The 13,529-nt window shown below is 73.4% G+C and carries 12 protein-coding genes; 7 read left to right on the forward strand and 5 right to left on the reverse strand.

Annotated features, from left to right (window positions below; genetic code table 11):
- Positions 1–148 precede the first annotated feature (148 nt).
- The 4 genes from GA0070213_RS10775 (at position 149) to GA0070213_RS10790 (ending at position 3,311) form a co-directional block, all read left to right on the forward strand.
- Complete coding sequence (locus GA0070213_RS10775) at positions 149–568, forward strand: TOBE domain-containing protein (protein ID WP_091061567.1); 420 nt, start codon at positions 149–151, stop codon at positions 566–568.
- Between the two features lie 86 nt (positions 569–654).
- Positions 655–1,398 (forward strand): molybdate ABC transporter substrate-binding protein, encoded by a 744-nt coding sequence (gene modA, locus GA0070213_RS10780; RefSeq protein WP_091062345.1) that lies wholly within the window; start codon positions 655–657, stop codon positions 1,396–1,398.
- Positions 1,399–1,404: 6 nt separating this feature from the next.
- Positions 1,405–2,256: an ABC transporter permease gene (locus tag GA0070213_RS10785; RefSeq protein ID WP_091061568.1), complete on the forward strand. Its 852-nt coding sequence runs from the start codon at positions 1,405–1,407 to the stop codon at positions 2,254–2,256.
- Positions 2,253–3,311, forward strand: coding sequence for an ABC transporter ATP-binding protein (locus GA0070213_RS10790; RefSeq protein WP_091061570.1), 1,059 nt, complete (start codon positions 2,253–2,255; stop codon positions 3,309–3,311). The genes GA0070213_RS10785 and GA0070213_RS10790 overlap by 4 nt, the downstream gene beginning before the upstream one ends.
- Positions 3,312–3,365: 54 nt before the next feature.
- Here GA0070213_RS10790 and GA0070213_RS10795 read toward each other — a convergent pair whose 3' ends face one another.
- From GA0070213_RS10795 to GA0070213_RS10815, 5 genes are all read right to left on the reverse strand, one after another.
- Positions 3,366–4,907: a non-reducing end alpha-L-arabinofuranosidase family hydrolase gene (locus GA0070213_RS10795; RefSeq protein ID WP_091061572.1), complete on the reverse strand. Its 1,542-nt coding sequence runs from the start codon at positions 4,905–4,907 to the stop codon at positions 3,366–3,368.
- 406 nt (positions 4,908–5,313) lie between these two features.
- On the reverse strand, positions 5,314–6,351 hold the full coding sequence (locus tag GA0070213_RS10800; protein ID WP_091061574.1) for an alpha/beta hydrolase: 1,038 nt from the start codon (positions 6,349–6,351) through the stop codon (positions 5,314–5,316).
- On the reverse strand, positions 6,341–7,198 hold the full coding sequence (locus tag GA0070213_RS10805; protein WP_139128657.1) for a hypothetical protein: 858 nt from the start codon (positions 7,196–7,198) through the stop codon (positions 6,341–6,343). The genes GA0070213_RS10800 and GA0070213_RS10805 overlap by 11 nt, the downstream gene beginning before the upstream one ends.
- Positions 7,199–7,300: 102 nt before the next feature.
- Entirely contained in the window at positions 7,301–9,571 is a 2,271-nt protein-coding gene (locus tag GA0070213_RS10810; protein WP_091061577.1) for a glycoside hydrolase family 44 protein, read from the reverse strand.
- A gap of 100 nt (positions 9,572–9,671) precedes the next feature.
- Positions 9,672–10,655, reverse strand: a complete 984-nt coding sequence (locus GA0070213_RS10815) for a helix-turn-helix domain-containing protein (RefSeq protein WP_217628607.1) — start codon at positions 10,653–10,655, stop codon at positions 9,672–9,674.
- Between the two features lie 276 nt (positions 10,656–10,931).
- On the opposite strand from GA0070213_RS10815, the gene GA0070213_RS10820 reads away from it, so the two are divergent.
- The 3 genes from GA0070213_RS10820 to GA0070213_RS10830 are packed head-to-tail and all read left to right on the forward strand — an operon-like array spanning position 10,932 to position 13,409.
- Positions 10,932–11,621, forward strand: a complete 690-nt coding sequence (locus GA0070213_RS10820) for a VanZ family protein (RefSeq protein ID WP_245716346.1) — start codon at positions 10,932–10,934, stop codon at positions 11,619–11,621.
- Between the two features lie 5 nt (positions 11,622–11,626).
- Positions 11,627–12,310: a response regulator transcription factor gene (locus tag GA0070213_RS10825; RefSeq protein WP_091062349.1), complete on the forward strand. Its 684-nt coding sequence runs from the start codon at positions 11,627–11,629 to the stop codon at positions 12,308–12,310.
- Positions 12,303–13,409: a sensor histidine kinase gene (locus GA0070213_RS10830; protein WP_091061581.1), complete on the forward strand. Its 1,107-nt coding sequence runs from the start codon at positions 12,303–12,305 to the stop codon at positions 13,407–13,409. The genes GA0070213_RS10825 and GA0070213_RS10830 overlap by 8 nt, the downstream gene beginning before the upstream one ends.
- Positions 13,410–13,529: the final 120 nt, after the last annotated feature.

Genomic DNA, 13,529 nt, shown 5'->3' on the forward strand with positions numbered 1-13,529 from the left:
GCGCGACCCGTTCCGTCGCCGCACACCAGGTCCGCCGACGAGCCGTCGACAGGTCGGCAGCTGAGAGCCCCGCAACGCGCTCCGGGCCGCAGACGCCAGCCTCATTCGGTATTCACACCAGCAGGCGCGTGCGGGTAGGGTGCCCGGGGTGACGGGTTTTCGGATCGGGGAGGCCGCGGAACTGCTCGGCGTGAGCGCCGACACGGTGCGTCGCTGGGTCGACGCGGGCCGGCTGCCGGCGACCCGCGACGAGCAGGGCCACCGGGTGATCGACGGCGTCGAGCTGGCCGGGTTCGTCCGCGACCAGGCCGGCGAGGCGAACGGCCGGTCCGAGGAGTCCTCGGCGCGCAACCGGCTGCGGGGGATCGTGACCGCGGTCGCCAAGGACACCGTGATGGCCCAGGTGGACATCCAGGCCGGGCCGTTCCGGATCGTCTCGTTGATGAGCCGGGAGGCGGTCGAGGAGTTGGGACTGCGGGTCGGGTCGGTCGCGGTCGCGGTGATCAAGTCGACAACGGTGGTGGTGGAGCGGTCCGCCCCGGCCCACCGGACACGGGCCGGCGGATGAGCCGGGGCACCCGGATTCCCGAGGAGGAGCACGTGGTGGGTAGACGTCTCGCGCGCGCCGCGCTGGCCGGGGTGACCGCCCTGGCGATGGCAGGGCTGGCGGGCTGCGGCACCGACGAGGCGGGCTCCGCGCCGAGCGGTTCGGCCTCCGGGGTGACCGGCAAGGTGACGGTGTTCGCGGCGGCGTCCCTGACCGAGTCGTTCACCACCATCGGCAGGGACTTCGAGGCCGCGAACCCCGGCACGACCGTCACGTTCAACTTCGCCGGCAGTTCCGCGCTGGCCAACCAGATCGACCAGGGCGCCCCCGCGGACGTGTTCGCCTCCGCCGCGCCGAAGAACATGCAGTCGGTCGTCGACGCCGGCGACGCCGACGGCAGCCCCACCACGTTCGTCCGGAACCAGCTCGTCATCGCCGTGGCCAAGGGCAACCCGAAGGGCGTCCGGGCGCTGGCCGACCTCACCCGACCCGGCCTGAAGGTGGCGCTCTGCGCCGAGCAGGTGCCCTGCGGCGCGGCCGCGACCAAGGCCCTGGCCGCCGCGCGGGTCACGCTCACCCCGGTCACCCTGGAGCAGGACGTCAAGGGTGCGCTGTCCAAGGTGAAGCTCGGCGAGGTGGACGCCGCGCTGGTCTACCGCACCGACGCCCGGGCGGCCGTCGCGGACGTCGACGGCGTGGAGTTCCCCGAATCCGCCGAGGCGATCAACGACTACCCCATCGTGGTGCTGAACAACGCCCCCAACCGGACCGCCGCCCGAGCCTTCGTCGCCTACGTCCGCTCGGACCAGGGCACCTCCGTCCTGACCGCCGCCGGCTTCCAGGCCCCCTGACCGGCGATGACCTCGACCGACGCCCACGACACGGCGGCGCGCCCCGAACCGGGCGTGTCGCCGCGTCGCCGTCGGGCGCAACGGGTGCCGGCGGCCCTGCTGGGGCCGGCGCTGCTGGGGCTGCTGTTCCTGGTGCTGCCACTGGCCGGTCTGGTGGTCCGGGCACCGTGGAGCAGCCTGCCGCAACGGCTCACCGAGCCCGGGGCGTTGACCGCGTTACGGCTGTCGTTGCAGACCGCCACCGCCGCCACCGTCGTGTGCCTGCTGCTGGGCGTACCCCTGGCCTGGTTGCTGGCCCGCGCCCGGTTCCCCGGCCGCCGGTTGGTCCGGGCCCTGGTCACGGTCCCGCTGGTGCTGCCGCCGGTGGTCGGCGGGGTGGCGCTGCTGCTGGTGTTCGGACGCCGGGGGCTGCTCGGCGAGTGGCTGGACTCGACGTTCGGCTTCACGCTGCCGTTCACCACCACCGGGGTCGTCGTCGCGGAGGCGTTCGTCGCGATGCCGTTCCTGGTCATCGCGGTGGAGGGCGCGCTGCGCGGCGCCGACGCCCGCTACGAGGAGGCGGCCGCCACCCTCGGCGCCGGACGCTGGACCACGTTCACGCACGTCACCCTGCCCCTGGTGGCACCGGGCGTGGCCGCCGGGGCGGTGCTGTGCTGGGCGCGGGCGTTGGGCGAGTTCGGCGCCACGATCACCTTCGCCGGCAACTATCCCGGCATCACCCAGACCATGCCGCTGGCGGTCTACCAGACCATCGAGGGCGGCGACCTGGACGGCGCGGTGGTGCTCAGCCTGGTCCTGCTGACCGTGTCGGTGGCCATCCTCGCCGGCCTGCGTGACAAGTGGATCACCAGCGCATGAGCCCGGTCGTGGATGCCCACCTGGTCGTCGACCGGGGCGCCTTCCGCCTGGACGTGCCGCTGTGCGTCGCCCCCGGTGAGGTGGTCGCGCTGCTCGGCCCCAACGGCGCCGGCAAGACCACCGCCCTGCGCGCGCTCGCCGGCCTGCAACCGCTGACCGCCGGCCATCTGGTCCTCGCCGGGCGGGACGTGGACCGGCCCGGGCAGCGCCACTGGACGCCGCCGGAGCATCGGCCGATCGGCGTGGTCTTCCAGGACTACCTGCTCTTTCCGCACCTGAACGCGCTGGACAATGTCGCCTTCGGTCTGCGGCGGCACGGTGCCGACCGCCGTAGCGCCCGCCGCCGGGCGGCCGAGTGGCTGGACCGGGTCGGGCTGGGCGTCCAGGCGCGCAGCCGGCCGAGGCAGCTCTCCGGCGGGCAGGCCCAGCGGGTCGCGCTCGCCCGGGCCCTGGCCGTCGACCCGGTGCTGCTGCTGCTCGACGAGCCGCTCGCCGCGCTCGACGCGCGCACCCGGCTCGACACCCGCGCCGAACTCCACGGGCACCTCGACGCCCACCCCGGCGCCGCCCTGCTGGTCACCCACGATCCGCTGGACGCCCTGGTGCTGGCGGACCGGCTGGTCATCGTCGAGGACGGTCGGGTCGTGCAGGAGGGTGACGCCGCCACCATCACCGCCCGGCCGCGCACCGACTACGTGGCCCGCCTCGTCGGTCTCAACCTCTACCGTGGCGTCGCCGACGGCCACGCCGTACGCGTCGACGACCGGCTCACCCTCGCCGTCGCCGATCCCCTGCACGGCGACGCGTTCGTCGCGTTCCCACCCTCGGCCGTCGCCCTGCACCCGCGCCGACCGGACGGCAGCCCGCGCAACACCTGGCCGGCTGTCATCGCCGGACTGCAACGGCACGGCGACAACCTGCGCGTGCAACTGGACGGCCCGGTCGCGGTCGCCGCCGACGTCACGCCGGCCGCCGCCAGCCACCTGGACCTGGCCCCGGGCCGGCCGGTGTGGGCCGCCGTGAAGGCCGCCGAGACCCGGGCCTACCCGGCCTGAGGGGCCGGCCTCCCCGAGGTGGGGAGACCGGCCCCCGATCCGATCCGCCGGGTGTCAGCGTTGGAGGGTGAGCAGGCCCGGGCGGTAGGGCAGCAGGCCGTAGTCGCCGCCGGAGTTGGTGGCGCGGCCCTGGTAGAGCAGTTGCAGGTTGCACGGGTCGACGGTGAAGGTCTGGTCCGCGCTGGTGCGGATCAGCTCACCGTGGCTGATGTCGTTGGTCCAGGTGGCGCCGCTGTTGGCCTTGCCGGCGAACGGGTTGCTCTCGGTCGCCGCGTTCGGCGTCCACGAGCCGCTGAGGCTGGTGGCGGTGAACGACCGGAAGTAGCGGCCCTGGGCGCCGATGGCCTCGACGATCATGAGGTAGCGGGTCTGGCCCTGGAGCTTGTAGACCTGCACAGCCTCGAAGAGGTTGTTCGTGCTGTCGCTCATGATGGTGGTGTAGTTCGAGCCGAAGCTGCCGGGGAAGTTCCCGATCGGCATGCTGGCCCGGTAGATCTTGCCGTTGTCACCGGCGAAGAACAGGTACATGTTCTGGCTGTCGGCGATCAGCGTCTGGTCGATCGGGCCGGTGCCGGAACCGGAGATGCTGCCGGTGAACAGCGGCTGCGCCGACGACCAGCCGTTCGGGTTGGTCGGGTCGGTCGAGGTCTTGTAGGAGAACGCGGTGCCGCCCCACTGGTACGCGAGGACCCAGATGTTGCGCGGGGCGAAGTAGAACAGCGTCGGCGCGACGGTGCCCTGGTTCATGGTGTTCTGGCTGGCCGAGGCCATCTCCGACCAGTTGGTGAACGGGCTGAAGTTCATCGAGCCCCAGGACGAGCCGAAGTCGTGCGTGGTGGCGTACACCAGGTGCTTGCCGTTGTAGGGCGCGACGGTGAAGTCCTTGAGCGACGCCCAGCCGGACTTGGGCTGCGCCAGCGGGCCGGTCGACGACCACCGGTAGGACGAGGGCAGGTTGCAGGTGCCGCCCGGCGGGGGCGTGGTGGGCGGCGGCGTGGTGGGGTTGCCCCCGCCGTCGACGCGGACGAGCTGCCACTGCTGGTTGCTGCCGTTCCAGTCGTCGTACTGGACGATGCTGCCGCCGTCGGCGGTCGACGCGCCCTGCACCTCCACCACCTTGTTGCTGTTCCGGTTGATCAGCCGGACGTAGCCGCTGTCGGAGTCGGCCAGCCGGAACTGCTGGTTGGTCCCGTTGGCGTCGGCCCACTGGACGATGTTGCCGCCGTTGGCGGTGGAGAAGTTGTAGACGTCCAGCACCTTGCCGGAGAGCCGGGACCGCAGCCGGTAGTAGCCGCCGCCCGAGTCGACGAACTGCCACTGCTGCTGGTTGCCGTTGTTGCGCGCCCACTGCACGATCCGCGCGCCGTCGGTGGTGGCCAGGTTGTAGACGTCCAGGGCCTTGCCGCTGTTGCGGTTGACCAGCACGTACCAGGCGCTGGTGTCGACAGTGGCCGCGGCGGCCGGGGACGACAGCACCGCCGTGGCGCCGACGCCGGCCAGCAGCGCCGTCACGCCGGTCGCGACGACCCGCGGCAGCCACCCCCGCCGCCGCGTCGGCGGCGAGGTGACCGATGGGGACCTACCGAAGCCGAACATGATCCTCCTCGATGGTTCAATCCGAACGGACGACCGTCCGGTTGTTAGCGCTCACAAGACGTCACGCACTCGTGCGCACACGGAATATCGACGAGAGAGACCTGCCCGGTGAGTCCCTGCCTCGCCCTTGACCATCGAATGTGGGCGATAACATGTCGTTCGTCAAGTCGTAACTTTTTCGAACCATCGACCGTCGCCCGTCCCGCACCCGCCAGGCGGGCCCCTCGCCAGCGGGTAGCGCCGCACGTGGCGGGGTGGCCGGTTGATGATGGCGTTAACATCGATGTCTGCCCATCATCTGGTCGACGTCACCGCCACACATCTTCCTGCCGACCCCCGGTGATCCCCGGGGCAGCACCTTCACCATCCGGCTGCCGGTCGTCGCGCCCGTCCCGCGCCGGGCGTCCTAACGGGTCGAGGGAGCGGCGAGCCAGCTGGACAGCCAGTCGAACGCGGACGGCTCCAACGCCCGCCACGTCTGCAGGTTGTGCCCGCCCACGGCCAGGTAGGTGGTGGTGAGGTCGATCGGCGCGTGGGACAGCCCGGTCAGGGCCGTGGTGTCCCGGGTGGCCGGCAGATCCGTGCGTGCGCAGGCGAGGTAGAGGGCGACGGGCGGCAACGGCAGGTGACGCAGCCGCCAGCGGTCGTCGTTGGTGGTGTGCTCGCTGCCGTCCCCGACCCGGATGCCCGGGTCGGCGTATCCGGACAGGCTCGCGCCGGCGAGGTAGCGGTCGGGATGGCGCAGCAGCAGGTTCGTCGCGCAGTAGCCGCCCGCCGAGTAGCCGATCAGGCCCCAGCCCGCGCGGTCGCCCCGGATCCGCAGGTGCGCCCGTGCCGCGGCCGGCACGTCCACGGTCAGGAACGTCTCCATCCGCGGGCCGTCGGCGAGGTCCGTGCACTCCGTGTCCAGCGCCGGGTCGGTGGTCTGCGGAGGGAACAGCACGACGGTGGGCGCCATCCGGCCGGCGCTGATCTCCGAGTCGAGGTAACCGGCCACGTCCAGGCCACGCACCCAGGTGGTGGGTGAGCCGGGGAAGCCGTCGAACGCCTCGATCACCGGAAACCGCGTTCCCGGACTCGTGTCGTAGGCGGCCGGGACGTAGACGAGCATGGGCCGGGACACCCCGCTGGCGGTCCCGGCCACGTCGACGGTGGTGAAGCGGCCCGGCGACCGGTCCTGCGCCGAGCGCGGTCCGACCGGCACCGCCGGGGCTTCACCGGCCGTGCCGAGCAGTTCCGCCCAGGACGGGTACGTCTCGGCCTGCCGGTTCGCCGCGACGAGCACCGTCGACACCAGCGTCACCAGGCACAGCGCCGCGACGGCGGTCCGTCCCGCCAGGCGCAGCCACCGGTCCCCACGGTCCCAGACCACGGCCGCCAGCACGGGCGCGAGCACGGTCAGGACGGCGCACAGGCCGAGGAGGGTGGGACTGTCAGGGGCCATGCCGGAGTCCGATCCCGGAGACCGGCCCGTGGGCCGGTGGGCGGTGTCGTCCCACCTGGTGCGCGGCGGCCGACGGCGCGAGCACCGGCGCGGGCGCCGCGAGCGGCGCGGGCAGTTGCCCGGCCACCGCGCGCAGGCCGGTCGCCAGCCCGGACGGCCCGGGCCCGGCGGCGATCACCGGCGCCGGGAAGCGCCCGGGATCGCGCCCGGCGACGTCCCGCGCCGATCGCCGCACGTGATCGGAGGCGACGAGGCCCCACCGGTGCCCGGTGACCCGCAGGTCACGTTGCAGGTCCAGGGGCATCCCTGTGGCCAGGACGCCCGGGTCCAGGTCGGGCGCGGCCCGCACCGCCACCACCACCGCGGTCGGCGCGTCCTGCCGGGCTGCGGTCAGCATCCGGGCGTCCGTCCACCCGTCCGCCGGCGACGACAGCACCAGCACGGCGGGATAGCGCCACGAGGGATGACGCAGGTAGCCGGCGGGCACCGCCACCGTCGCGCCGCCTCCCGGAGACGCCGCCAGGGAGGGTGGCCGCCAGGGCACCGCGATCGGCAGGTCCGGATCGGCGGCCAGACGCCGGATCGTCGCGTCGAGCCGGCCCGGCGTCGCGGGCGGCCGGTGCGCGGTCGTGCCGTCCTGCGCCAAGGCCGCCCAGGTGGGATAGAACCCCTCGGCCCGGTTGACGACCAGGGCCACCGCGGTCACCAGCAGGAGTTCGGCCAGCAGCACCGCCCCGGCCCGGAGAGGCACCCCGGGCCGGGGTCGGCGCCGCCACACCGCCACCGCGCCGGCCGCCGCGACGGCGGCCAGCGCCCCGGTGGCGACGACCAGTCGAAGATCGGTCATCTCCATCGCGTCGCCCCGTCCCCGGCCACACCAGAAGCGTAGCCACGCGCGGCACCGCGGAGGCGAGGTGTGACGCCCGGTACGGATGTGACCGCGCGGCGGTCAGCCGCAGCGTCGGCCGTTGAGGGTGAACGCGGTGGGTGCCGGGTTGGTGCCGCTCCACGTGCCGTTGAAGCCGATGCTCGTGGACGCGCCGGGAGCCAGCGTGCCGTTCCAGCTCAGGCTCTCCGCGGTCACGCCCACCCCGCTCTGCTTCCAGGTGGCCGACCAGCCCTGACCGACCTTCTGGCCGGTGGTGGGGAAGTCGAAGGCGAGTTTCCAGCCGTCGACGGCGGTGGTGCCGGTGTTCTTGATCGTCACGGTCGCGGTGAAGCCGCCCGGCCAACTGTTCGCCGTCCAGCCGATCGCGCAACCGCCGGTCGAGGCGGCCGGCGCGGTCCGCACCGCCAGCCCGGGCGAGGCCGCCGAGACGTTGCCCGCCGCGTCCCGGGCGGTCACCACGAAGGTGTACGGGGTGTCCGGCGTCAACCCGGTCACCGTGTACGTGGTGCCGGTGGCGCTGCCCACCTTCACGGTGCCGGCGGCGTCGACCCGGTGCACGTCGTACCCGGTGACGCCGGTGTCGTCGGTGGACGGCGCCCAGCTCAGCGCGACGCTGTCGGCGGTGATCGTGCCGGCGGTCGGCTTGCCCGGCGCGGTCGGCGGCTTCGTGTCACCGGGGGTGGTCCCGCGCGGCAGCACCAGGTGGGTGATGGAGTTGGCCGGGAAGGTGGCGGTGAAGCCGCCGGCGGTCACCGGCTGGTCGGCCGCCCGGACGATCCCGGTGAGGTCGGCCCCGCTGTAGCGGTAGACCTGGGCGGTGCCGGCGGAGGCGCCGGTGAGGGCCACCGGGCTGGTCAGGTCGTCGCCGCTCTTGTTGACCACGACCAGGGTCAGCGCCTTGTCGGCGGTGCGTTCGGCCGCGTACACGGCCAGCTTGTCCTGGTCGGCGCTGGTGGCCCGGACGGAGGTCTCGCCGAACGCGCCGCCGGCGCCGTCGTAGTTGCGGTAGATCCGGAAGGCGTCGGCCACCGGCTGGTCGGCGGTCGGCGCGGTCCAGAGGCTGGCCAGGTCGAGCCCTTCCCGCCCGAAGATGCCGAGCACGTCGGCCTGGGCGAGCGCGCCGTTGAGCGAGCCGTACCCGCCCCAGCTGTACTCGGTCATCGCGATCTTCGTGTCCGGGTAGTGCTGGTCGGCCAGCTCGCGCATCCGCGGGATGAACCGGACCGGCTGGTTGATCCAGCTCTCGTCGATGTACGTCGGGTCCCACAGCTGGCGCGTGGAACGCAGCCGCAGTGCCTGGGTGGTGGCGTCCCCCGCGGCCGACCCGCTGACGCCGGACTGCTGCGGGTAGAGGTGGACGTCGAAGTAGTCGAGGATCCGGGTGCCGTGCTGCTGCTCGTACTCGCGCATCCGGTCCAGGTACCACGGGCCGAGGTCCTGGCCGCCGTGCGCGGCCTTGTCCGGCGGGTTCGACCAGCAGCCGGTGCGTGAGCAGGTGTCCTGGTCCAGCCCGGAGTAGAAGATCGAGTTAAGGCCCCAGCCGACCGGGCCGAGCGTCTTCGCGCCCGGGTCGGCCGCCTTGATCGCCGCGGCGTACTCGTAGGTGCGGTCACGCAGCTCGTCGTAGCCCAACCCGACCGGGCGGACGTCGCGGTGGGTGGAGTGCCACAGGTCCGGCTCGTTGTCCAGGTTGTAGAACCGGACCCCGCCGGCACCGGCGGCGCCGAACCGGCCCTTCAGGTGGGTGACGAAGTCGGTGACGTACTCCGGCCCGGCCGCCACGCTGGTGTCCTCCGGGTCGTTGCCGGTGATCAGGGTGCCGTCCGGCTTCTTCCCGTTGCCGCAGTCCGGCGCCCACTGGTCGGTGGACTCCTGCGGGCCGTACTTGGCGACGCTGAAGCCGCACGCCTTGGCCCGGTCCTTGGCGACCCAGCCGATCATCGGCACCGTCATGATCGTGTCGGTGCCGGTGGCCTTGTTCCGCTGCACGAAGCGGTCACTCTCCGAGCCGTCGGGCAGGCCGGCCGGATCCGGGTTGTCGTTCGGGATGTTCTCGAAGTACCAGTCCGAGGCCCGGTTGGTGGTGTCGTTGCGGAAGTTGTAGCGGGTGGTGGCGTTGCCGCCGTACCGGTGCACCGGCAGCCGCAGCTCCCGGGCGAGGGCCTCGTCGGCGAAGTTCATGCCGTAGACGTACGGGCTGATCGCGTGGCGGCCGGCGGTGACGTCGACGGCCAGCGCCGGACCGGCCGCGGCCTGGGCGGGCGCCGGCAGGGCCAGGCCGCCGAGGGTGGCGGCAAGCACGACCGGGAGCAGTGCTGTGGTGGGACGCACGAGCTCTTCCTTCCTGAGGAAATCGAAGCTCGCCGTTGGGAGCGCTGCCACAGCCTGCCCCGATTCCCCCGCCGCGTCAACACGTCGGCAGTCGACGGGATCAACGCCGCAGCGTCCGGCCGGGTGTCTCGCCGTACTCGTCGCGGTAGCGCTCGGCGAAGCGCACGGGGTCGGCGAAGCCCCAGCGGTTCGCGATCGACGTGACGGTCCCGTCGTCGCCGGACGTGGCCCGACTCAGGTCCTCCCGCGCCTTGTCGAGACGGACCCGGTGCAGGTAGGCCAGCGGGGTGATGCCGAGATGGCGGCGGAAGGCGAGCCGGAGCGCGCGGACGGTGACCGCGGCGGCGCGGGCGATGTCGGCCACGCCCAGGTCGACCTCCGGGTTGGCCTCGATGAACGCGATCGCGCGGCGCAGCGTGGCCGGGTGGGCGTCCCGCCGGTCCCCGGCGCTCGGCCCCGCCGGCACGTCGCCGGGAAAGATGGTGAGCGCGGTCGCGGCCAGCAGCCGCACCGCAGCCCCGAGGATGAGCGGCTCGGTCCCGGCACGCGGCTGTTCGAGCAGCTCCCGGACGTAGCGCGCGGTGGCGTGCCACTGCCCGGCACAACCCGGCGACGGTTCCCACGATCGTGGCCGCCACCGTCCGCCCGGCCCGTCCGGCGCGGTGCCGGCGACCTCGTCCAACAGGGCTTCGGGCAGGCCGACGACGTCGAGGTCCGGCCCGTGCAGCCGGGCGTCCCACCGCACCCCCGCACGACTGCCGAGGTAGGTGTCGCCGGGCCCGTAGCGGGCACTGTCCCGACCCCGCGCATAGTCGACCCGGCCGGCCTTGACGGTGCTGATGAGCACCTGGTCGCCGCCCTCCATCCGGAAGTCGAGGTCCGCCGCGATCCGCACCGCGCTCAGGTTGACGTCGCCGAACTCCAGACGGTCGAAGCCGACCCACATGCCGCCGCCCGCCGCGTCGCCGACCCGCAGGTGCGCGCCGTACAGCCGGCCGATGAACTCGCGCGCCTCGTCCGGCTCCGACGACACGAACCGGATCTGTGGGGGAGGCCCGGCCGGGTCGGTCACGGATCCCGCCATCAGCCCTCCTCGGCGACGTGACTCCTGGCTGGGCCCCGTGTGCAGTCCAGCCTAGGCAACGAACCCCGCACGGCAAATGTCTCGAACGTCGTGTCCTGAAACACCGGCGGCGGACGATCTCGTGCCCGTACCGGAGAACGCATACGCCCGCGCAACGTCCCGGCGTCTTGGCTGAGGGAGAGGCGACCGCGACGACCGTCGACCGGAAGGAGCACGAGCATGGGCAGGCATCCGACAGCCGGCGTCGGTTCGTCGGCTGGGGCGGTGGCGGGGCCGGTGGCTGAGGGGGGCGGCCCCCGCCGCACGCCGAGGACGGCGCTCGTCGTGCTCGCGGTCCTCGGCGTGGCCGCCGCGGTGCTCGCCGTGCGCCGACCGCTGTTGATGGCCGCTCCGGCCTGCCGGGCCGGGCGGTGGCACGGCTGCTTCGACACCGAGAACGGCGTCGTGCTCATGACGCTGGTCGGGCTGCCGCTGGCCGCGCTCGCGGTGACGGCCCTGGCGCGGTGGCGGCGCGCCGCCGGCGCCGGCTGGGCGTGGCGGTCGTCGCTGGCCGAGGTGGGGATGGTCTACGGCACGGTGCCGTTCGTCTGGATGACGCTGATGCCGGGTCCCGGAGCCGGTGTCGTTCCGGGCCGGGTGAGCCTGGTCCCGCTGCGCGACCTGGTCACCATGGGGCCGCTCGGGATCGGCGGGAACCTGCTGGTCCTCGCGGCGCTGGGGTTCTTCGCGCCGCTGCGGTTCGCCGCGTCGGCGTCCGTGCCGCGACTGCTCGCGCTCGGCGCGGCCTGCTCGGCGGCGATCGAGACGGCGCAGTACGTCCTGCGGCTGGACCGGGTGTCGTCCGTGGACGACGTGCTGGTCAACGCGGTCGGCGCCGCGCTGTTCGGGTTGGCCTCACGTCGCTGGTGGCGGACCTCGACGCCGGCAACGGATCGGCCTCGACCGGTGCCGGCCCGGGCAGACTGAGTCACATGCGCGTACTCATCGTGGAGGACGAGCCCTACCTGGCCGAGGCGGTCCGGGACGGGCTGCGGCGGGAGGCGATCGCGGCCGACATCGCCGGCGACGGCGACTCCGCCCTGGAACTGCTCGGCGTCAACGCGTACGACCTGGCGGTGCTCGACCGGGACATCCCCGGCCCCTCCGGCGACGAGGTCGCCCGGCACATCGTCGCCTCCGGCAGCGGCATGCCGATCCTCATGCTCACCGCCGCCGACCGGATCGACGACAAGGCCTCCGGGTTCGAGCTGGGCGCCGACGACTATCTCACCAAGCCGTTCGAGCTGCGCGAACTCGTCCTGCGCCTGCGGGCGCTGGACCGCCGGCGCGGGCACGCCCGGCCTCCGGTACGCCGGATCGCGGGCCTGCGGCTCGACCCCTTCCGCCGGGAGGTGTTCCGCGACGGGCGCCACGTCGCGCTCACCCGCAAGCAGTTCGCCGTGCTGGAGGTCCTGGTCGCCGCGGAGGGCGGCGTGGTCAGCGCCGAGGAACTGCTGGAACGGGCCTGGGACGCCCACGCGGACCCGTTCACCAACGCGGTGCGCATCACCGTCTCCGCGTTGCGCAAACGGCTCGGCGAACCGTGGGTGATCACCACCGTGCCCGGGGTCGGCTACCGCATCGAGGCACCGGCGACCGGGGACGAGCGTGGCTAGGCGGCCGGGGTTGAGCGTGCGCGCCAAGCTCACCCTCAGCTACGCCGGGTTCCTCGTGCTGGCCGGCACCCTGCTGCTCACCGCGGTGTGGGTGTTCCTCCTGCGCTACGTCCCGGACCGGGCCATGCTCATCGTCCCCGGCTCCGCCGACACGCTCACCCCGGGCGTCTTCCCCGTCCGGTCCAACCTGCTGCGCGTCTTCGCGCCGAGAGCGGCCGAGACGCTGGCGTTCCTGCTGGCGTTCGGCCTGCTCGGCGGGTGGATCCTCGCCGGCCGGATGCTCGCGCCGCTGACCCGGATCACCGAGGCGGCCCGAACGGCCGGGACCGGGTCGTTGTCGCGCCGGATCCGGATGCCGGGTCGACGGGACGAGTTCCGGGAACTCTCCGACGCGTTCGACACGATGCTCGACCAACTCGAGTCGCACGTCGCCGAGCAGCAGCGGTTCGCCGCGAACGCCTCGCACGAGCTGCGTACCCCGCTGGCGATCTCGCGGGCGCTGCTCGACGTGGCGCGCGACGACCCGGCGCGGGGTCGGGACGAACTCGTCGAGCGCCTGCACGAGGTCAACCGGCGGGCGATCGACCTCACCGAGGCGCTGTTGCTGCTCGGCCGCGGCGATCGCGGGGTGGTGACCCGCGAGCGGGTCGACCTCTCGCTCCTCGCGGAGGAGGCCGCCGAGACGCTGCTCCCGGTCGCCGAACAGCGAGGCGTCACGCTTGACGTCACCGGCGACGCGGCCCCGACCGGCGGCTCCGCCGAGCTGCTGCTGCGGATGGTGACGAACCTCGTCCAGAACGCCGTCGTCCACAACCTCCCCGACGGCGGCGCGGTCACGGTCCACACCGCGACGTCCGGTGGCACGAGCGTGCTGCGGGTGGCGAACACCGGACCGACGCTCCCACCGGACCTGGTGCCGACGCTCACCGAGCCGTTCCGGCGCGGCACGGAACGGGTACGCGCCGACGGACACGCCGGGGCCGGCCTCGGCCTGGCCATCGTGCGGAGCGTCGTCCACGCCCACCACGGAACACTCGACCTGGCCCCCGGCCCGGACGGCGGGCTCGCCGTCACGGTGCGGCTGCCCGGCCCGTCCTGACGCCTCGTGCGGCCGGATGCCGCCACGCCGACGGAACGTGCCTGCTCAGTGGCATCTCCCGGGTGCCACAGACTGGTGATCGGTAGCGACGGGGGAGACAGACGCGCCGTCGTGACTAAG

It is taken from the genome of Micromonospora humi, assembly GCF_900090105.1.
Taxonomy (GTDB): Bacteria; Actinomycetota; Actinomycetes; order Mycobacteriales; family Micromonosporaceae; genus Micromonospora; species Micromonospora humi.